Here is an 18,682-nt window from a genome sequence, read left to right as displayed (position 1 = left end):
TTGCCGCACCTTCTTCCCCGAGTTTTCGTGACATCACCCGACGCGCTCACGGCCGGGGGGCGCACCGGGCAAGGCGTGGGCGCCTCGCGCGCCCCGGAGGCGGGGAGGAACCGGTCGGGACCCAGCGGGGTCTACTTCTTGCCACGTTCCATATTCTTGCCCCGCCCAGGGGCCGTATCGGATACGAACGCCCGGTCCTCGCGACCTCGTCAGGAGTGGGCGGTGCAGTCCATCACAGGGACCGGAGGGGGAAGCGATGGAGGCGACGAGTACACGGGTGCGGCACGGCACCACATCTCCCGTCACCGCGGCGCGGTGGGCGCTGTGGACGTTCGTCATCGTCAATCTGGCGATCGTCGAGATCTTGTTCTTCACCACGGGCACGGGCAAGAACGGGGTGCTCACGGTCGCCAAGTTCTTCGGTCTGCACGCGGCCGTGCTGATGCTGTTCCAACTGCTGCTGGTGGCCCGGGTGCCGTGGCTCGACCGTCGTATCGGCATGGACCGGCTGACGGTGTGGCACCGGTGGGTCGGCTTCACCCTGCTGTGGACCCTCCTCACCCACGCCGTGCTGGTGGTGCTGGGGTACGCGCGGCTCGAAGACGTGTCGATGACGAAGACCTTCTTCGCGCTCGCCGGAGTGCCGGCCTCCCTCCTCGGGATGTTGGCCGCGGCGATCGTCGTCGTGGTCGCCGCGGTCTCCGCCCGAGAGGTGCGCCGCCGGCTGCGGTACGAGACGTGGCACGGTCTGCATCTGCTGCTGTACCTGGCGTTGGGGCTGGCGTTCGTCCACCAGTTGCAGGAGACCACGACTTTCAGCTCCTCCGCGTTCGCGCGGACCTACTGGTGGGCCCTGTGGCTGTTCGCGTTCGGTGCGCTGGTCGTGGGCCGGATCGTCATGCCCCTGTGGCGCAACGCGTATCACCGGTTCCGGGTCGCCGCGGTCGTGCGGGAGTCGGACGACGTGGTGTCGGTGCACGTCACCGGTCGCCGGCTCGACCGGCTGCCGGCCCGCGCCGGGCAGTTCTGCGTCTGGCGGTTCCCCGGGCACAACCACTGGTGGCTCGCCAACCCGTTCTCGTTGTCGGCGGCACCCGACGGCCGGACGCTGCGGCTGACCGCGAAGGCGGTCGGCAGCGCCAGCGCCGGTCTGCGCGACCTCCCCGTCGGGAGCCGCGCGTTCGTCGAGGGGCCGTACGGGGCGTTCACCTCGTTGCATCGGACGCGGCCCGGCGCCCTGCTGATCGCCGGAGGAGTGGGGATCACACCGGTCCGTTCCCTGCTGGAGGAGGAAGGGGCGGGCGATGTGGTCGTGCTCTACCGGGTGCGCAGCGAGAGCGATGCCGTGCTGGTCGACGAGGTACGGGCGCTGGTCGCGGACCGTGGCGGGCGCCTGCACCTGCTCACCGGCCGCAGGGGTGAGGGAGCACCGCCGTTCGAGCCGGGCGCTCTGCGGGCTCTGGTCCCCGACATCGCCGAACGCGATGTCTATGTCTGCGGTCCGCCCGCGATGACCTCGGCCGTTCTCGGCGCCCTGCGCGAACTGGCGGTCCCGCGGCGGCAGGTGCACGCGGAGCGGTTCGGTCTCGCCTGACGGACCGGCCGTGCTCGCGGCGTCGGCAGGCTCCCTGCCGACGCCGTGGCACCGCGTGGGCGACCACCGCTTGTGCGACGAACCGCCGCACCAGGGTTGTCAGGGGCATGCCTGCACTCCTACAGTCCGTGACAGAACGGAAATGGGAGCGCTCCCATACGGGGGAACCGTGGAGCGCCCGCGCCGCCCCCACCTCCCGGCCGTACCTCCGAAAGAGGTCCCCCATGCGACCGTCACCACCTCTGCCGCGCACCGCGCGCGGCGCGTTGGCCGCCTTCGTCACCGCGCTCGCGACCCTCGCGGCGCTCTTCGCCGCCACACCGTCGGCCCAGGCCGACACCACCGTCTGTGAGCAGTACGGATCGAGCGTCGTCCAGGGGCGCTACGTCGTCCAGAACAACCGCTGGGGCACGAGCCAGCCCCAGTGCGTCACCACCACCGACACCGGTTTCCGGGTCACCCGGGCCGACGGTTCCGTCCCCACCAACGGCGCCCCGAAGTCGTACCCCTCCGTCTTCAACGGCTGCCACTACACCAACTGCTCGCCCGGGACCAGCCTGCCCGCCCAGCTCTCGGGCATCTCCGGCGCGCCGAGCAGCATCTCGTACGGCTACGTCGGCGACGCCGTCTACAACGCCTCGTACGACATCTGGCTGGACCCGACGCCGCGCACCGACGGAGTCAACCGGACCGAGATCATGATCTGGTTCAACAAGGTGGGCCCGATCCAGCCCATCGGCTCCCAGGTGGGTACGGCCGCCGTGGGCGGGCGTTCCTGGCAGGTGTGGCAGGGCAACAACGGCACCAACGACGTGCTGTCCTTCGTCGCCCCCTCGGCCATCGCGAGCTGGAGTTTCGACGTGATGGACTTCGTGCGCCAGGCCGTGTCCCGGGGACTGGCCCAGAACAACTGGTACCTGACCAGCGTCCAGGCCGGCTTCGAACCCTGGCAGAACGGCACCGGTCTGACGGTGCACTCCTTCTCGTCGACCGTCGACACCAGTGGGAGCGGTCCCGGCACCCCGGGCGGCGGCGCGGCCTGCGCGGTGTCGTACGCCACCACCGTGTGGCAGGGCGGCTTCACCGCGAACGTCACCGTCACCAACACCGGTGCGACGCCCGTCGAAACCTGGCGGCTGGCCTTCACGCTGCCCTCCGGCCAGAGCGCGACCAGTGCCTGGAACGCCTCCCTCTCCTCGTCCTCGGGCTCGATCACGGCGAGCGCGCTGGCACACAACGCGAGCATCTCCCCCGGCGGCAGCCAGAGCTTCGGGTTCCAGGGCACCTACGGCGGCACCTTCGCCGCACCGGGCGGCTTCAGCCTGAACGGGACCGCGTGCACCCGGACATGACCTGACCGGCGCCGGACGCTCGTGCGGCGTCCGGCGCCGGCCCCGCGGCCGAGCGGATTCGGCCCGGCCGGCCCTTGTGCTCAGTTCGTCGAGGCGGAAGTCCCTTGCGCCGAGGCGGAGTTCCCGAACTGCGTGAAGACCTTTCACACCTCGCCGGCAGCCAGGTCCTGGAACCGCTGTCACCGGCGGCGCCGTCCTGCGGGGCGGCGATGTGTCCTTCGTCGAACGCGGCCCAGGCAACCGGACGTCCGGCCGAGCACCCCGAGTAGGTGGTGACCCGGTGCGTCAGGCTGCCACGGGCCGGTTCGGGCGGATTCTGGGCGGCGCGGCCGTTGTTCCTGACGAACCTGTCGCGCATCGCCCGGCCACCGGAAATGCCGAGGACACCGTCTCTGATGCCGTGCACCCCGAGGTAGGCGACGGGCTGCGTGCCGCCGGCGCATCCGCTGGGCTACCCGCCGTACTGGACGGCGACCGCGCGGAAGCCCGTCGGCCGGGAGCAGGGGCGTGACGGAGACGGCGCTGTTGTTCGCCAGTCCCAGCCAGAGGGTTCGTGTCGCAGTGGTCTCGCCGGCCTCCTTCGCATGTCACGCACCTGACAAAGTGCCATGCCGTCAAGAGTCGCAAGATTCGGTCGTCTTCACGATCGAAGGCTTCGGACGCCAAGTAGTCCGGGACTGTAGAGAGGCCGGAAGGCATGTCAACACTTGACGTCCCGACCGACCGCGCGATCGAGACACCGAACGACCGAAGACCGCAGGACCAGGAAAGAACTTCCAGGCACCCAGTCGGCAGGGACCACCTCGCATCCGCATGAATCTCCGAAAGCTTTCGCGGTGTTGAACGAATTTTGCGGGAGGGATTGACGGAGTCCACCGGCCTCCTATCATCCGAAGTGCTCGATGAGTCGATCGACGTCCGACCACGCGAACCAGGCCGGACGGACGGAGCCAGCCGCACGGGTATGCCATGGCACCGGATACGCCATGCCACCAAACATGTCATGCCCTCGTCATCACCGGCTGTCCGCCTCCTGGACTCTCCGCACCCGCAGCACCATCACTGGCATCCGACCGTACGAGGAGAACGATGAATTCGTTGAAACGGATCGGCCGACGCCGGGCCGCGGTGTTGGGCCTGGCAGCTCTCGTGGCCCTGGTGACACCCGGCGCCGCGTCCGGTGCGCCGGACGCGGTCAAGGCGTCCACCCTGGGCGCCCAAGCGGCACAGTCCGGACGGTACTTCGGAGCCGCCGTGGCAGCCGGGAGGCTCGGTGACGGCACGTACACGGGCATCCTGGACCGCGAGTTCAACTCGGTCACACCCGAGAACGAGATGAAGTGGGACGCGACCGAGCGGTCGCGCGGTCAGTTCACCTTCGGCGCCGCCGACCAGATAGTGAACCGCGCGGCGGCCCGGGGACAGCGCTTACGCGGGCACACCCTGGTCTGGCACTCCCAACTGCCGAGCTGGGTCAGCTCCATCACGGACGCCAACACGCTGCGCGGCGTGATGAACAACCACATCACGACCGTCATGAACAGGTACAAGGGCCGCATCCACTCCTGGGACGTGGTCAACGAGGCCTTCGCCGACGGCGGCAGTGGCCAGCACCGCCCCTCGGTGTTCCAGAACCTGCTCGGCAACGGGTTCATCGAGCAGGCGTTCCGCACGGCTCGCACGGCCGATCCGGCGGCCAAGCTCTGCTACAACGACTACAACATCGAGGACTGGAACGCCGCGAAGACCCAGGGCGTCTACCGCATGGTCCGTGACTTCAAGGCGCGCGGGGTGCCCATCGACTGCGTGGGCCTCCAGGCCCACTTCGGCGCCGGTGGTCCCCCCTCCAGCTTCCAGACCACGCTGTCGAGCTTCGCCGCGCTCGGCGTGGACGTCCAGATCACGGAGCTGGACATCGCACAGGCACCGCCGACCGCCTACGCGAACACGATCAGGGCGTGTCTGAACGTGGCGCGCTGCACCGGCATCACCGTCTGGGGCATCCGCGACAGCGACTCCTGGCGCGCCGGGGAGAACCCCCTGCTGTTCGACCGTAACGGCAACAAGAAACCGGCGTACTCCTCGACGCTCACCGCCATGGGCGGCACGCCCACGACCCGGCGGGCCGACACCTCCTCGCCCCGGTCCGCCGCCGCGCTTCCCTCCCGCTTCTCCTGGAGTTCCAGCGGGACGCTGATCTCGCCGAAGTCGGACGCCACGCACAACATCGCCGGCATCAAGGATCCGACGGTCGTCCAGTACAACGGCAAGTACCACGTGTTCGCCAGCGTCGCGAGCTCCTCCGGGTACAACCTGGTGTACCTGAACTTCAGCGACTGGTCGCAGGCCGGCTCCGCCACACACCACTACCTGGACCGCAGTGCCATCGGGGCCGGCTACCGGGCCGCCCCACAGGTCTTCTACTACGCTCCGCAGCGCCTGTGGTACCTCGTGTACCAGACCGGCAACGCCTCCTACTCCACCAACCCCGACATCAGCAATCCGAACGGGTGGAGCGCACCGCGCAACTTCTACTCGTCGATGCCGGACATCATCCGGCAGAACATCGGCAACGGCTACTGGGTCGACATGTGGGTGATCTGCGACAGCGCCAACTGCTATCTGTTCTCCTCCGACGACAACGGGCACCTCTACCGGTCCCAGACCACCGTCGGCCAGTTCCCGAACGGCTTCACCAACACCGTCATCGCGGCCCAGGACTCCAAGTACGCCCTCTTCGAAGCGAGCAACGTCTACAAGGTGCAGGGAGCCAATCAGTATCTGCTCCTGGTGGAGGCCATCGGATCGGACGGCCGGCGCTACTTCCGCTCCTGGACCTCCAGCAACCTGGCCGGTTCCTGGACCCAGCTGGCCGCGTCCGAGAGCAACCCGTTCGCCCGGTCCAACAACGTCAGCTTCCCCTCGGGAGCGTGGACCAGGGACGTCAGCCACGGCGAGATGCTCCGGGCCGGGTACGACCAGACGCTGACCATCCCCGCCTGCCGGCTCCAGTACCTCTACCAGGGCCTGAACCCCGGCGCGAGCGGTGACTACAACCTGCTGCCGTGGCGGCTGGGCCTGCTCACTCAGACCAATTCGACCTGCTGATACGCCCGATACACCCGATACGCCCTTGCGCCACCGCAGGCCCCCGGCTTCGCGCCGCGTCCGGGGGCCTGCGGAGCGTCCGCCGGTTCCTCGCCCCGAGTGAGGAGGCGGACCGCCGCCGGGCGGGACGGACCGGTTGCGGGCGGGGACGCGGTTGCGGGCGGGGGTTTCAGATCCGCCAGGAACGCAGGGTGTCGGCGACCTCGTAGATGGTCAGCCTGCTTTCACGGACCTTGCGGATCAGATCCGACAGGGCGCCGTAGGGCGGATCGATGCCCTGCGCCGACTGGTCCATGTACTGGGCGGCGACGAACGCGGCGACAAGGCTGTTGCGGTGCGGCAACGGCTCCAGGCGCGCGATGGTGTGCAGCAGCGCGGCCGCGCGCCAGGCGGCGTCGGGGTTCGACGTCTCCAGGGTCGGCATACGGGTCTTGTGCCGGGCGACGGCCGCCACCAGCGCGGAGTAGTCCGTGACGGACACGTCCTCGCTGCCGAGGGCCGCTTCCTGGACGTCCAGCAGCCAGGAGACGTCGACGTACAGGGTCTCGCTCATCAGGCGGCGGTGACTCCCTGGTCGCGCTGGGACGGAGGCACCTCGTCGGGGAAGGCCTCGTCGAACTCGCCGCGCAACCGGTCCGCCCACGCGGCGGCGCCGGCGACGAACCGCTTGCGGTGCATCTCACGGACCCCGAGATCGTGCATGTACTGCTTCAGGCTCTTGCCCTCGGCCGCCGCGGCCGCCCGCACACCTTCCATTTCCTCGTCCGTGAAGGACACGTTCAGTGATGGCATGCCCCGCATGGTACCTACTTGGCACCTGCCCGCGCCAGCGTGCGGGGCACAGGCCGGCTCAGGAGCGTCGACCGGCCGTGTCCGGGGTGAGGGCCGGCTGGAGGTCCGCCTGCTGGAGCTCCGCGAGCAGCTCGCTCTGGCCGGCGAGCAGCTCGGTCAGGATCCGCCGGGCGGCGCGGAGCAGTTCCGCCACGTCGCCGCCGGCGAGGGCGTAGCTGACCGTGGAGCCCTCCCGGATGGAGACGACGATGCCGGAGCGGCGCAGCACGCCCAACTGCTGGCTGAGACTGGACGGTTCGATCTCGATCTCGCTCAGCAGATCGCGTACGGGAAGCGGGCCGCCCTGGAGCAGTTCCAGGACCCGGATGCGCACCGGGTGCCCGAGCATCCGGAAGAACTCGGCCTTCGCCTGGTAGAGGGGCACCTGCATGAGATTCGCTCGCTCCCTGCCGCGTTCGACGGGTCTCTGGGCACGGCGGCCTGTGTGCGCCACCGCAGGCGGTACTGCGTCCCCATCCTCGTGGATCCGGCCCCGCACACCCGTGGGATTGACCCGATCTGGATATGTCCAGTTGAAGAAATCTTCAACTCATGGGCGTGCGAGGCCATGGAGAACGCGGTTGTCTACACGTCGACCTCGGCCCCGATGCGCCTGAGCTGGTGGCGGGCCATGGCCAGGTTGGACTTCGTCCGGTCGAGCACGAGGTAGAGGAACAGTCCGTTGCCGCTGCGGCCCTTGAGCGGCTGGATGATGTGGTACTGACTGCCGAGGGTGATGAGCATGTCCTCGATCTCCCCCGTCAGGCCGAGGTGCTCCATGGTGCGGGTCTTGGCGCGGATGACGTCGGTGTTGCCCGCCGCCGCGACCATCAGGTCGAGGTCCTTTCCGCCGCCCAGCGTGCCCAGCGCCATACCGCTGGTGTAGTCGACGAGCGCGGTCCCCAGGGAACCCTCGATCGAGGTCATGATCTCCTTCAGGGAAATCTCCACATTGCTCATATCGGCATCTCCTGTCGATCGCTGCGCGGCTCGGGCATCGCCCTCTCCGCCGGTGCGAGGACCGTACGAGGTGCCTGTCCGCGGCACCCGTGTTGTTCCGCTACTGAACGAGGGAGCCGCGCATTGTCATATCTTCGGATCACTTTCGATCACGCGTGCTCGGTGAGCGACCACTCGGAGCGGCTGACCGGATCGGTCCGCTTGTGGACCCGATGCGGCCTGTCGCGCCCGGGGCCGTACGGCCGAGGCTTGGGACATGACCCGAGCACTGATCGTCATCGATGTCCAGGAGTCCTTCCGCGCCGATCCGCTGTGGGAGGCGATCTCCGACCCGAAGATCGCCGACAAGGTGGACCGGCTGGTACGGCTGGCTCGCCGGGCCGGCGACCTGGTGGTGTGGGTGCTCCACGCCGAGCCGGGGAGCGGCGGCGTCTTCGACCCGGCCCTCGGCCACGTCCGGCTGCAGGCGGGGCTGGAGCGCCGGGAGGACGAGGAGCCGTTGCTCCACAAGACCTCGCACAACGCCTTCACCACCACCGACCTGCAGCGGCTCCTCACCGAACGCGGCGTACGGGAGCTCACCCTCTGCGGCATCCGCACCGAGCAGTGCGTGGAGACCACGGCCCGCCTCGCGAGCGACCTCGGCTATCCGGTCACGTTCGTCGTCGACGCGACCGCCACCCAGCCGATCCCGCACCGCGACGCCCCCGCCGGACGGACCGTCGCCGAACTGCTCGCCGACCCCCGCACCCTGCCGGCCGACGAGGTCGTCCGCCGCACCGAGTACGCCCTGGCCGGCCGCTTCGCCACCATCGCGACGGTCGACGAGGTGGAGGCCGCGGCGGACCTTACGGCATGATGACCGGATCGTGAGCCGGATCGTCTTCTTCCTGGTGCCCGGGGTCCATCTGCTGGACCTGGCCGGCCCCGCGCAGGTCTTCTCCACCGCGGCCGACTTCGGGCACCCCTACACCCTCACCTACGTCGCCGAGCGGCCGGAGGTCCCCTCGGCCCAGGGACTGCCCCTGGTGGCCCGAACCGACTGGCCCGCGCTCGGGCCCGAGGATCTGGTCGTGGTGCCCGGCTGGCGGACCGGCACCCTGGCCGACTCGCCCGCCGTCGCCGACGCCTCCCTGAAGGCGCTGGCCGACCACCACGCGAGGGGCGGGACGGTGGCCAGCGTCTGTGCCGGCGCGGAGGCGCTCGGGCGGGCCGGTCTGCTCAAGGGCCGCCGCTGCACCACCCACCACGACGTGCAGGACGAGCTGGCGTCGCGCCACCCCGGGGCGGTCGTCGTCCGCGACGTCCTGTTCACCGCCGACGACCGGGTGATCACCTCGGCCGGTATCGCCAGCGGCATCGATCTGGCCCTGCACCTCGTCGCGGGCCGTCATGGACCCGCCGTCGCCGCGCGGGTCGCCCGGGACATGGTCGTCTACGCCCGTCGCAACGGCGACGAGCCGCAGTCCAGCGCGATGTTCCGGCACCGGTCCCATCTGGACGACACCGTGCACCGTGTCCAGGACCTCATCGACACCCGCTTCGACCAGCCGCTCCCGCTGACCGGCCTGGCCGCGGCCGTCGGCGTCAGCGAACGTACCCTCACGCGCCTCTTCGGCCGCGCCACCGGTCTCACCCCGCTGCGCTACCAGCAGACCCTCCGCCTGGAACGCGCCGAGCACCTCATCAGTCACGGTGCCACGGTCGACGCCGCCGCCCGCTCGGTCGGCTTCGAGGACGCGCGCATGCTCCGCCGCCTGCGGGCCCGCCGGACACCGGTCTCCCCTGCCGCGAACGCACGGAGCCGTTCCCCCTCGCGCTGACCGTGCGCTCGCGTCAGGGCGCTGTCGCGTGGACCGCGCCGGGGCGGCGCTTCAGCCGACGTCCAGATCGGTGTGCAGCACGTGGTGGTCCGAGGTCTCCGTGAGCCGTACCTCGTGCCTGAGCGGAGTGATGCCCCGCAGGAAGACGTAGTCGAACTTGCTCTGCCAGTCGGTGGTCACCTCGCAGTCGCCGGCGAGTGCGGGACGGCACTGGGGGTCGGTGTCCGTGGCCACCTTCCACATCGGGGCGAGTTCGGGAGCGTCCGGCACCGCGTTGAAGTCGCCGACGACGACGGCACGGTCGTACCGGGCCACGACCGGGGCGAGTACGCCGATCTGCTCCGCCCGGACCTGCTCCTGCTGCCGTTGGGCGAGGTGCGTGTTGAAGACCCGGACGGACCGGCCGCCCACCGTCGTGGTGACCGCCAGGTACCCGCGGTCCTCGGATCCGCCGTCGGGATACTCCACCCTGACGCGGTCCGTCATCGGTGCCGCCGAGAGGATCGCCTGGCCGTAGCCTCCCGGGTTCCACGGCACTCCCCCGCAGCGGTTCCAGTTCTGCAGCACCGTGCCGTACTCGACGTGGTAGACCAGCCCGTGCAGGGTCTCCAGGTACTCCCTGATCCGCTCGACGTCACGCGCGCACGCCTCCTGCAACCCGATGACCTGGGGTGCGTAGGCGGCGATCTCCGCCGCCCGGTCGACGTTGCTCTCCTTGCAGGGGTTGCACATGTTCCAGGTCATGACCCGGTTCGGTACGACGTCCTGGACGGCTTCGACGGGCTGCGACCTGGCGAAGAGGCCGTCGGGCGCGCTGGGGCCGAGCATCACCACGCAGGCCACGGTGACGGCGCCCGCGAGCAAGCGCGTTCCCTTTCCGAACACCATCGCCTCCCTGCGTGGTTCCCCCTGGCAACGTACGTCTTCCGCACGAGGTTATGGGACGAGTCTGTGAGCGACGCGAGTGCCGCTATCGGCCCGAGATGTCGAGCGCTGTTCCGTACAGCCGGTTCACCCGCAGCCGGACGACCACGCGGCGTTCGGCGACCAGTTGCTCCAGGAAAGCGCCTTCGTCCTCGGGCTTCGCGTCCTTCGGGATCAGCCCGAGCAGTTCCCGCCCGACGGCGTCACCGGGGACCGCGGTGGGTTCCGAGACCTCGGCCTCGCCCTCGGCGACGGCGAACGACCAGACGTCGCCGCCCTGCACGTGCAGCGTCGCGCGCGGGTTGTGCCGCAGATGCCTGACCTTGATCCGGTCGGCGGTCGTGGAGAAACGTACGACACGGGACTCGGGATCCCAGCTGTACAACATGGTGGTCAGGTGCGGGTGGCCGTCACGCTTGACAGTGGCGAGCGTGCCGAACTGATGCGTGCCGAGGAGGCCGGAGAGGGCCTCGTCGGACAGCGGGCGCGGGGCCGGTCCTTGAGTCATGACGTGATCAACTTACCGGGGCGCGCGAATATTTCGTGAGCCGTGCTTTCGACTCCCTTGCTATGGTGCGCCGATGTCATCGATCAAGAAGGTCCAGGTCACCTTCGACTGTGCGGAACCCGAGCGGGTCGCTCGTTTCTGGTGCGAGGTGCTGGGGTACGTCGTACCGCCGCCGCCGGAAGGATTCGCCTCCTGGGACGACTACGACCGTTCGCTGCCGCCCGAGCGCCGGGGGGCCGGGTTCGTCTGCATGGATCCCTCCGGGGTCGGGCCTCGCCTGTACTTCCAGCGGGTGCCCGAGGGCAAGGTCGTCAAGAACCGGGTGCATCTCGATGTGCGGGTGGGCACCGGGCTCGTGGGGGACGAGCGGGTCGCGGCGCTCGAGGCCGAGTGCGCGCGACTGGTCGCGCTCGGCGCGGTGCGCGTGCGCCTGCTGCGTGCCGATGAGTACAACGAGTCGTGCCTGGTGCTGCAGGACGTCGAGGGCAACGAGTTCTGTCTCGACTGAGGCCGGGGAGCGCCCAGAACGGGTTGGTACTCCCTGGCCCGGACGGGCCCTAGGACTGCCTCGCCCAGGGGCGCAGCTTCTCCGGGTTCCGGATCGCCCAGATCCGCGTGACGCGTCCGTCGGCGACGTCGAACGCGGCCACGGTCATGACGACGCCGTCGCGCCGGGCCACCAGGCCCGGCACACCGTTGACCGACCGCTCCAGGAGTTCGAGCCCCGGAGCCCTGTCGGCGATGGCGATCATGTACTGGGCGATGTGCGCGCCGCCCTCGACGGGGCGTAGCACGGCGCCGACCATGCCGCCGCCGTCGGCGGTCATCACCGCGCCCGGGTCGAGGAGAGCGACGAGGGCGGCGATGTCCTTGCTCTCCCACGCCTGTTTGACGTGCCTGACGACCTCAGCGCGGTCGGCCGCCGTCACCGGAGCGGGCACGGCGCCCACCCTTCTCCGGGCGGAGGCGGCCAGTTGCTTGCAGGCTCCGGGGCTCCGGCCGAGCACGTCGGCGATCTCGGCGAACGGATACCGGAAGACGTCGTGCAGCACGAACGCCACCCGCTCGACCGGCGTCATCGACTCCAGGACGACGAGGAAGGCCATGGCCACCGACTCGTCGAGGACGATCTGGTCGGCCGGATCGGCGGGACGCGCGGGGCCGACGGGGTCGGCGGGGCCGCCGCCGTGGACGACCTGGCCCGCGCCGTCCCACTCGGTACGGTCGGGCAGCGGCTCGGGCAGCCACGCGCCGACGTAGCGCTCGCGGCGGGCCCGCGCCGAGCCGAGCAGATCCAGACAGATGCGGCCGGTCACGGTCGTCAGCCAGGCCCCGGGAGACTCGATCTCCTCCCGCCGGCCGCTCGGCAGCCCGTACCAGCGCGCGTAGGCATCCTGCACGGCGTCCTCGGCCTCTGTCGCGGAACCGAGCAACCGGTAGGCCACATTGACCAGTTGACGCCGCTCCCCGTCCACCGCCGCCGCGCCCGTCGTCCCGTCCACCGTCGCCCCCTCGCCCAACTCGCCTTACCTTTCGCCGGCCCCCGTCGTCGGACTGGTGAGACCTTATCGATCCACCGCCCGAGGGCATGAAGGAGACCGCGACATGGCCACCCAGGTGACGGCGACGCCGAACGCCCGGCGCACTTCCTCGTTCCTGCGGATCACGATCGCCCTGCAGACCCTGACGATCTTCCTTCAGGCGATCTCCGCAGGACTGCTGCTGGCCTCGCCGTACGGGGAGACCCTGCACAGTGCGGGTGCGCGAGTGATGTACGGGGCCTCGATGCTGTACGTGCTCGCGGCGGTACTGGCGTGGAAACCGGGCGGCGGCTCGCCCCGCTCCGTCCGGCACGCCACAGGCTTCCTCGCGCTCGCCTCGGCCCAGGTCGTGCTCGGCATCGCACACGTCCCGGCGGTCCATCTGCCCCTGGGAGTGCTGATGTTCGGTCTGAGCGTGCTGGCGCTGGCCCGGCGCTGAGGTCCGGATGCCTGCCCCCGACGTCCGCCGGGCCGGCTAGAAGACACCGGCACGCATGTGCTCGATGAGGTCGGCCAGGATCTCGCGGAGCCACGGGCTGCGCGCCGCCGGCAGCCGGACCAGGGTGTGGCGGAAGACTCCCGAGTCGATCCGGAACGGGTCGACGGGGCGTGGTTCCGGCGGGTCGTCGCGGAGGAGTTCGGCGTGCCTGCCGCTCGTTGTGAGGACCGGCGGCGACGGCTCCGGGAAGGCCAGCCACCGCCACACCCCGAACGGCAGCGGCACCGAGCGGTTCGCGGTGGCCCCCGGAGTGGGGGCGGCGGTGGCTCCGCCGGTGCCGCTGGACGTGCTGGTCGTCCTGCCGCCCGGCGTCCACAGCTCGCCCGTCTGCGGATGGAGCGGCACGAGGAGGAGGTCCGCGTCGGTGCCGGAGGTGGGGCATCCCGGTCCCGCCAGGACGGCGCGCAGCGCCGGTGGGCCGGCGGGCAGCAGTGCGTCGAGGGCGCGGCGGAACATTTTCGCCGTCGGACCGTCCGGGACGACGACCGGTCGGCGCTCCGAGGCCGCCAGCAGGTGGGCGAGCGCCCGGCCCGCCGCCGCCCCCCACTGCGGGCTCCACGACCACCAACGGCTCGTCCCCGGGCGCGAGCCCCAGGTGGCGATCGGCTCGAACGGTGGCGTGGTCCGCGGCGTCTCCATCAGCTCGGACCAGGACAGCGGCGCGGTCGCGCCGACGCGGCGGTGGCGCACGGCGTTCGAGGCGAGCCACACCGCCTGCCAGAGCGAACAGTCGTCGATCCGGCTCGCCACGGGCAGGCCGCATGCTTCGCAGGCCATGTTGGGGCCGTCGGCCCCGTCGAGGCCGCAGCTGTAACCGCCGACCTTCTCAGGGATCAGCTGGGTGCCGCGGACGTCTCCGGGAGCGATGACGACCGCGCCCGGCGGGCCGTCAGACAGAGCGTCGACCGGGGCGTGGATGCCGCGGGCCGTCGCCTCGTCCGGGTCGATCTCCTCCCACCTCCGCCATGGTGGGCCCGAGGGCTCCGGTTCCACGGCGAACGTGCCTGTCTCCATGAGCACCGGCAACTGGATGCCTTGGTCGGTGGTCGCCGAACTGCGACGATGCCCCCTCGCCATCCGACGATCAGGGAGAAGCAGGCTGTGAAGGTCGAGATCCAGCCGGACGTACGCGACACCGCCGCCCGGCTCGGGGCAGGGGCCATCTACGCGTTGAAGGTCCTGGCCGGCCGACTGGTGGACGACCCCGACATGGGGCGCCCCTCGCCACTGCCCGGCATCCTGCACGTGACCGTCGACGGCACGACGTTCGAGGACTGTCCCGATCTCTCCATCGGCTACATACGTGAGCCGGACCGCATCGAGATCCGCTTCCTGCGAGCGGACCCCACCGCCGAGCACTCCCCGTCCCCTCGGAACCCGGGAGACGAGCAGGGCCCGGACCAGAACCGGCCTGCCGACCCGGTTGCCGCCCCTGCCGCCGACCCGGCCGCCGTCGCAGTCACCGTACGGCAGGTCGCCGACGCCTGGCAGCGCATCACGCGCCGGCTCAGGAGCAACGCTCCCGACTCCTACGCCGCGCTCCGCGCCGGAGCCAGGCCCTCCGCCGTCGCCGCCCTGGAAGACGCTCTCGGCGTGCGGATACCCGTCGAACTGCACGTCCTGTGGCTGCTGACGGAAGGTGACGAAGGGGCCGACGGCTGGGGCTGGGGATGCCTGCCGGGCGGCGCGACGCTGATGCCGCTGGATGCCGTGGCCGCCCGCCACCGGCTGATGATGGACGCCCAGGCCCATCAGGAGACCCTCGACGCCGAACTCCCCGAGGACGACCGCGTCACCGTGTGGAGGGCGACCTGGATCCCGCTGATCTCGCGCAGCGCCGCCGACCGCACCTCGGGGCTGTATCTGGACACCGCCACCGGGTACCTGGGCCGTTGGTCCCTCTACCACGAGCCCCCGGGCGACGAACTCGACACCCTGGTCACCTACTTGGAAGAAACCGCCGACATGCTGGAAGCCCCGGCGTTGGCGACCCGGGACGAGCCCGGCCTGATCGGCGGGGCGCTGGTGTGGCGCAGCAGCGTCAGTGGCCCGCTCCGGGATCAGTGGCGGCCCTTGACGGACTGACCCCAGCGAGCGGCGCGTAGGTGCGGTGGGGCCCCGAACGCTCCGGACCTGGGGAGGTCGGCGGGACCCCGCGTGATCTGGGCAGGGGTGCGGCGGTGATACTGATGGACGCACGTGCCCCTGCTTCCCGAAGGACTCATGCCGACCTCCCCCACAGTTCGTCCCGCGATTCCTCCGACGGTGTGGCCGGCTCGCGGCCGCCACATCGGGCCCGGCGCGGAAGATGTACTCCGTCGCACTCTGCGGCAGCTCAAGGACAGTCAGGTCGTCGACGACTTCCTCGAAGTGCCCGACCCCGGGGGCGAGTCCCCTGAGCGGGTCTTCGAGGCCCGTTGGCGGGTCGGCGACGAGGTGACCGTCCGCGCCCGGCTCGCCCTCGCGCCCGACCTGGGCGGCGGGCGGGAGTGGACCCTGGTCGCGGAGGCGGAACAGCCATGGGATCCGGCGTGGCCGTCCCCCGTCACCCGGTTCTGGCCGGAGTACGGCGACTGGGACCACGACGCCGCCACGGGCCTGTCGCTGAGCAGGATCAACGCCCTCCCCGAGGACGACAAGGACGTACGACGGGTACTCCGGGACGCCGGGCGCGGGGGATGGTGCGTCCACGTCGTCGTCCACGAGGCGATGACCACGGGCGAGCGCGGGCAGTTGCCGCTGGCGCGATGGCTGTCACCGAGTCTGCGCCACCGGGTGGTCGAGCACCGCGCCGCCCCGCACCAGGTACGGGTCGTGAACTGGGCGCTGCGCGCGTTCGACGCGGAGGTGCCGCGTGGCGGTGCCGTGGTGCTGCCCGGTGCCCCGGCCCCGACCGGCTACGACGCCGAGGACTTCACCGTACGCACCGTGTTCCTGGACGGTTCCGAGCCGGTCGACCTGGTGGCGGCGGTGACGCGGTTCGCCGCGCTGTCGCGTCCGCTGCCGGACGGGGCCGGTGAGGCGCTCACCGCGCTCCGGGAGGACTGGCACCTGCTCACTCTTGAGGAGGAACTCGCCCGGGAGCGGAAACGGGTGGCGATGTACGCCGAGGCGCTGGAGGCCATGACCGCGTCCCGGGACCTGTACCGGGAGGCGACCGAGCGCGCCCATGAGGCGCTCGCCGCCTACCGTGAGTCCGCCGAGGCCGCTCCCGCCGCTCAGCAGCCGTCGGGGAAGCCCACGGCGTCACCGTTCCAGCAGCTGGCGCGCACGCTGGAGCGCTTCAAGGGCGGTGGCGCCAAGGCCTCGCGTCCCACCGGCACCGCCCAGGACGAGGAGCCCGCGGACGGCGGCCGGCCGGCCGGCTCGGAGCGCCGGAGCGACGGGGCATAGTCCCTGCCCGGCGAGACCGTGCAGGGCAGGGCAGGGCAGGGCGAGGGCGTGCGGGGTGAAGGTGTCAGGCGAAGGCCTCGCGCAGGGCGGGCAGCAGGGTCTTCTCCGACCAGTCGAGATACGCGGGCTGGGACTCGCCGCCGATCTGGACCAGGGCGATCTCGGTGAACCCGGCCTCGGCGTACGGGCGTACGGCCTCGACGAAGGCCTCGGGGTCGTCGCCGCACGGGATGGACGCGGCGACGTCGTCGGGCGTGACGTACTGCGTGGCCGCCGCGAAGGAATCCGGGTGCGGGAGTTCCGAGTTGACCTTCCAGCCGCCGCCGAACCAGCGGAACTGGTCGTGCGCGCGCCGGACCGCCGTGTCGCGGTCGGGGTCGTAGCAGACCGGAAGCTGGCCCACGCGCGGCTTGCCCGTGCCGCCGTGACGGTCGAACGCCTGGAGCAGCTCGGCCTCGGGCTCCGTGGCGATGACCAGGTCGCCCAGCCTGCCCGCGAGGGAGCAGGACTGCTCGCCGGAGACGGCGATGCCGAGCGGCGGCGGGTCGTCCGGCAGGTCCCAGAGCCGGGCGGACTCCACGTCGTAGTGCGTGCCGTGGTGGTTCACATGGCCGCCGTCGAAAAGCGCCCGGATGATCTCCACCGCCTCTTCGAGCATCTCGTGCCGTACGTCCACGGACGGCCAACCACCGCCCACCACGTGCTCGTTGAGGTTCTCCCCGGAGCCCAGCCCCAGCCGGAACCGCCCTTCGGAGAGCAACTGCATCGTCGCCGCCTTCTGCGCCACCACCGCCGGGTGGTAGCGGAACGACGGGCAGGTCACGTACGTCATCAGCGGGATGCGCGAGGTCGCCTGGGCGGCCGCGCCCAGCACACTCCACGCGTACGGGGAGTGACCCTGCGAGCGCAGCCACGGAAAGTAGTGGTCGGAGGTCACCGAGAAGTCGAACCCCGCGCCCTCCGCCCGAACCACGTGGTCGACGAGGTCACGGGGGCCGGCCTGCTCGGTCATCATCGTGTATCCGATTTGCACCATAAGCGGCGGGTCCCCCGCCCGAGCGGATCAAAAACAGCCGACCGGGACCCGGAGGGGGACTCGCCGGGCGAAGTCTCAGACCTCGGGCGCCCGCCAGGCTTCGAGCACGGCCTCCAGCTGTCGCAGCGGGGCCTCGCCCACGAAGCGCAGGACGACGGTGTCGGCGCCGGCCCCCGCCAGTGCCCGAACGGCGTCGGCGGCCCGGCCGGCGTCGCCGGAGACGGTGAAGACCTCCTCCTGGGGGCGGCCCAGCCAGGCGCCGTGGCCCTCGGTGTGGGGGTGCAGGGTGCGGGCGACCTCGCCGGAATCGTCGCCGACGCACGCGAAGGCGAAGACCGTGAGGGTGTGGTCGGCGGTGGCACCGCCCTTGGCGGTCAGCTCGCGGATGTGCTCCAGGTCGCGCGGCCCGTGCCCCTCGGCGATCAGCGTGCCGTCGGCGACCCGGCCGGACAGTTCGAGGGAGCGGGGGCGCACCACACCCGCGACGACCGGCGGGACCTCCGTCGGCGCGTGCACCAACCCGACGCCGTCCAGCCGCACTTCACGCCCCGCCAGTTCGACGCGCTCACCGCGCAGCAACGCACGGACGGAGGTGATCGTCTCCTCCAGGAGCGCCAGCGGGGAGCGCGGCGCGACACCGACCTGGACCATCCACTCCCGTACGCCGTGCCCGATGCCGGCCACCAGTCGCCCGGGGAACACCCGTGCCAGTGTGGCCAGTTCCATCGCCAGCAGTGCCGGGCTGCGCAGCGGGGCCGGAGTGATGCCGATGCCCACCCGCAGGCGTTCCGTCGCGCCCAGGGCGACGGCCGCCGCCGAGACGCCGCCGTTCCAGCCGAGGTCCTCCACCACCCACAGGTCGTCCGCCCCGAGTGCCTCGGCCCGCCGCGCGAACTCGGGCAGCCCTTCCGGGGCCCAGTCGCGGTCGTACATCACACCGATCCGTACGTTCGTCATACAGGCGAACCTATGGGGCGGACGAGGAACGGATCAACGGCGTATCCGGCCCCATGTACGGCCCGCCGAACCGGGTTCGCTCCCCTGCCTCGCCTTCCGCCGCCGCGCCGCACTCCGCCTGCCGGGCGTCAACCGGCGAAACGCCGTGTGCGTCCT

At 70.9% G+C, this 18,682-nt stretch carries 19 protein-coding genes; 9 read left to right on the top strand and 10 right to left on the bottom strand.

Translation table 11 applies throughout. The annotated features are described in order from the left end of the window. Nucleotides 1-256: 256 nt before the first annotated feature. From RM704_RS01195 to RM704_RS01180, 3 genes are all read left to right on the top strand, one after another. A complete protein-coding gene (locus tag RM704_RS01195; protein WP_192829712.1) occupies nt 257-1,594 on the top strand; it encodes a ferredoxin reductase family protein in 1,338 nt (445 codons plus the stop codon). A gap of 224 nt (nt 1,595-1,818) precedes the next feature. Then, entirely contained in the window at nt 1,819-2,946 is a 1,128-nt protein-coding gene (locus RM704_RS01190; protein WP_033528770.1) for a GH12 family glycosyl hydrolase domain-containing protein, read from the top strand. A 1,089-nt stretch (nt 2,947-4,035) separates the two neighbouring features. Further along, nucleotides 4,036-6,054, top strand: a complete 2,019-nt coding sequence (locus tag RM704_RS01180) for a glycoside hydrolase (RefSeq protein ID WP_033528769.1) — start codon at nt 4,036-4,038, stop codon at nt 6,052-6,054. A 169-nt stretch (nt 6,055-6,223) separates the two neighbouring features. On the opposite strand, the gene RM704_RS01175 is transcribed toward RM704_RS01180, so the two are convergent. From RM704_RS01175 to RM704_RS01160, 4 genes are all read right to left on the bottom strand, one after another. Then, complete coding sequence (locus tag RM704_RS01175) at nt 6,224-6,607, bottom strand: hypothetical protein (RefSeq protein ID WP_033528768.1); 384 nt, start codon at nt 6,605-6,607, stop codon at nt 6,224-6,226. After that, nucleotides 6,607-6,846 (bottom strand): hypothetical protein, encoded by a 240-nt coding sequence (locus RM704_RS01170; RefSeq protein WP_033528876.1) that lies wholly within the window; start codon nt 6,844-6,846, stop codon nt 6,607-6,609. Before RM704_RS01170 ends, RM704_RS01175 begins: the two co-directional genes overlap by 1 nt. A gap of 58 nt (nt 6,847-6,904) precedes the next feature. After that, entirely contained in the window at nt 6,905-7,276 is a 372-nt protein-coding gene (locus tag RM704_RS01165; RefSeq protein ID WP_033528767.1) for an ArsR/SmtB family transcription factor, read from the bottom strand. 194 nt (nt 7,277-7,470) lie between these two features. Next, on the bottom strand, nt 7,471-7,845 hold the full coding sequence (locus RM704_RS01160; RefSeq protein WP_033528766.1) for a hypothetical protein: 375 nt from the start codon (nt 7,843-7,845) through the stop codon (nt 7,471-7,473). Between the two features lie 256 nt (nt 7,846-8,101). On the opposite strand from RM704_RS01160, the gene RM704_RS01155 reads away from it, so the two are divergent. Together RM704_RS01155 and RM704_RS01150 are read left to right on the top strand one after the other, a co-directional pair. Then, nucleotides 8,102-8,704, top strand: a complete 603-nt coding sequence (locus RM704_RS01155; RefSeq protein WP_033528765.1) for a cysteine hydrolase family protein — start codon at nt 8,102-8,104, stop codon at nt 8,702-8,704. 10 nt (nt 8,705-8,714) lie between these two features. Next, nucleotides 8,715-9,668 carry a GlxA family transcriptional regulator gene (locus RM704_RS01150; RefSeq protein ID WP_052146173.1) on the top strand — a complete coding sequence of 318 codons (954 nt, stop codon included), beginning with the start codon at nt 8,715-8,717 and terminating at the stop codon, nt 9,666-9,668. 51 nt (nt 9,669-9,719) lie between these two features. Here RM704_RS01150 and RM704_RS01145 read toward each other — a convergent pair whose 3' ends face one another. Together RM704_RS01145 and RM704_RS01140 are read right to left on the bottom strand one after the other, a co-directional pair. Then, nucleotides 9,720-10,556 (bottom strand): endonuclease/exonuclease/phosphatase family protein, encoded by an 837-nt coding sequence (locus RM704_RS01145; protein ID WP_033528764.1) that lies wholly within the window; start codon nt 10,554-10,556, stop codon nt 9,720-9,722. An 82-nt stretch (nt 10,557-10,638) separates the two neighbouring features. Further along, nucleotides 10,639-11,100 carry a pyridoxamine 5'-phosphate oxidase family protein gene (locus tag RM704_RS01140; protein WP_033528763.1) on the bottom strand — a complete coding sequence of 154 codons (462 nt, stop codon included), beginning with the start codon at nt 11,098-11,100 and terminating at the stop codon, nt 10,639-10,641. Nucleotides 11,101-11,173: 73 nt separating this feature from the next. Between RM704_RS01140 and RM704_RS01135 the strand changes: the two genes are divergently transcribed. Beyond that, nucleotides 11,174-11,608 carry a VOC family protein gene (locus RM704_RS01135; protein WP_033528762.1) on the top strand — a complete coding sequence of 145 codons (435 nt, stop codon included), beginning with the start codon at nt 11,174-11,176 and terminating at the stop codon, nt 11,606-11,608. Between the two features lie 49 nt (nt 11,609-11,657). Here RM704_RS01135 and sigJ read toward each other — a convergent pair whose 3' ends face one another. Then, nucleotides 11,658-12,602 (bottom strand): RNA polymerase sigma factor SigJ, encoded by a 945-nt coding sequence (sigJ, locus tag RM704_RS01130; RefSeq protein ID WP_033528874.1) that lies wholly within the window; start codon nt 12,600-12,602, stop codon nt 11,658-11,660. Between the two features lie 103 nt (nt 12,603-12,705). On the opposite strand from sigJ, the gene RM704_RS01125 reads away from it, so the two are divergent. Next, nucleotides 12,706-13,080 carry a hypothetical protein gene (locus RM704_RS01125; RefSeq protein ID WP_033528761.1) on the top strand — a complete coding sequence of 125 codons (375 nt, stop codon included), beginning with the start codon at nt 12,706-12,708 and terminating at the stop codon, nt 13,078-13,080. Between the two features lie 36 nt (nt 13,081-13,116). Here the strand turns inward: RM704_RS01125 and RM704_RS01120 are convergent, their stop codons facing one another. Then, on the bottom strand, nt 13,117-14,154 hold the full coding sequence (locus RM704_RS01120; RefSeq protein WP_311589031.1) for a hypothetical protein: 1,038 nt from the start codon (nt 14,152-14,154) through the stop codon (nt 13,117-13,119). 87 nt (nt 14,155-14,241) lie between these two features. On the opposite strand from RM704_RS01120, the gene RM704_RS01115 reads away from it, so the two are divergent. Both RM704_RS01115 and RM704_RS01110 read left to right on the top strand, forming a co-directional pair. Beyond that, complete coding sequence (locus RM704_RS01115) at nt 14,242-15,225, top strand: SMI1/KNR4 family protein (RefSeq protein ID WP_052146171.1); 984 nt, start codon at nt 14,242-14,244, stop codon at nt 15,223-15,225. Between the two features lie 138 nt (nt 15,226-15,363). Continuing rightward, complete coding sequence (locus tag RM704_RS01110; RefSeq protein ID WP_192829711.1) at nt 15,364-16,533, top strand: hypothetical protein; 1,170 nt, start codon at nt 15,364-15,366, stop codon at nt 16,531-16,533. Between the two features lie 64 nt (nt 16,534-16,597). On the opposite strand, the gene RM704_RS01105 is transcribed toward RM704_RS01110, so the two are convergent. Beyond that, a complete protein-coding gene (locus RM704_RS01105; protein WP_033528759.1) occupies nt 16,598-17,569 on the bottom strand; it encodes an LLM class F420-dependent oxidoreductase in 972 nt (323 codons plus the stop codon). 75 nt (nt 17,570-17,644) lie between these two features. Beyond that, nucleotides 17,645-18,526: an LLM class flavin-dependent oxidoreductase gene (locus RM704_RS01100; protein ID WP_033528758.1), complete on the bottom strand. Its 882-nt coding sequence runs from the start codon at nt 18,524-18,526 to the stop codon at nt 17,645-17,647. Between the last annotated feature and the right edge of the window lie 156 nt (nt 18,527-18,682).

Origin of the sequence: Streptomyces gottesmaniae, assembly GCF_031845845.1 — a bacterium.
GTDB lineage: Bacteria > Actinomycetota > Actinomycetes > Streptomycetales > Streptomycetaceae > Streptomyces > Streptomyces akebiae.
The sequence above is the reverse complement of the archived record's forward strand: the minus strand, read 5'-3'. Positions and strand labels throughout refer to the sequence as shown.

Excerpts from the sequence above, each read along its gene's own strand:
- RM704_RS01170 (WP_033528876.1), bottom strand. The coding sequence starts at position 6,846 with ATGCCATCACTGAACGTGTCCTTCACGGACGAGGAAATGGAAGGTGTG.
- RM704_RS01165 (WP_033528767.1), bottom strand. The coding sequence starts at position 7,276 with ATGCAGGTGCCCCTCTACCAGGCGAAGGCCGAGTTCTTCCGGATGCTC.
- RM704_RS01135 (WP_033528762.1), top strand. The coding sequence starts at position 11,174 with ATGTCATCGATCAAGAAGGTCCAGGTCACCTTCGACTGTGCGGAACCC.
- RM704_RS01145 (WP_033528764.1), bottom strand. The coding sequence starts at position 10,556 with ATGGTGTTCGGAAAGGGAACGCGCTTGCTCGCGGGCGCCGTCACCGTG.
- RM704_RS01125 (WP_033528761.1), top strand. The coding sequence starts at position 12,706 with ATGGCCACCCAGGTGACGGCGACGCCGAACGCCCGGCGCACTTCCTCG.
- RM704_RS01160 (WP_033528766.1), bottom strand. The coding sequence starts at position 7,845 with ATGAGCAATGTGGAGATTTCCCTGAAGGAGATCATGACCTCGATCGAG.
- RM704_RS01175 (WP_033528768.1), bottom strand. The coding sequence starts at position 6,607 with ATGAGCGAGACCCTGTACGTCGACGTCTCCTGGCTGCTGGACGTCCAG.
- RM704_RS01190 (WP_033528770.1), top strand. The coding sequence starts at position 1,819 with ATGCGACCGTCACCACCTCTGCCGCGCACCGCGCGCGGCGCGTTGGCC.
- RM704_RS01100 (WP_033528758.1), bottom strand. The coding sequence starts at position 18,526 with ATGACGAACGTACGGATCGGTGTGATGTACGACCGCGACTGGGCCCCG.
- RM704_RS01120 (WP_311589031.1), bottom strand. The coding sequence starts at position 14,154 with ATGGAGACAGGCACGTTCGCCGTGGAACCGGAGCCCTCGGGCCCACCA.
- RM704_RS01105 (WP_033528759.1), bottom strand. The coding sequence starts at position 17,569 with ATGGTGCAAATCGGATACACGATGATGACCGAGCAGGCCGGCCCCCGT.
- RM704_RS01140 (WP_033528763.1), bottom strand. The coding sequence starts at position 11,100 with ATGACTCAAGGACCGGCCCCGCGCCCGCTGTCCGACGAGGCCCTCTCC.
- RM704_RS01180 (WP_033528769.1), top strand. The coding sequence starts at position 4,036 with ATGAATTCGTTGAAACGGATCGGCCGACGCCGGGCCGCGGTGTTGGGC.
- RM704_RS01155 (WP_033528765.1), top strand. The coding sequence starts at position 8,102 with ATGACCCGAGCACTGATCGTCATCGATGTCCAGGAGTCCTTCCGCGCC.
- RM704_RS01110 (WP_192829711.1), top strand. The coding sequence starts at position 15,364 with ATGCCGACCTCCCCCACAGTTCGTCCCGCGATTCCTCCGACGGTGTGG.
- RM704_RS01195 (WP_192829712.1), top strand. The coding sequence starts at position 257 with ATGGAGGCGACGAGTACACGGGTGCGGCACGGCACCACATCTCCCGTC.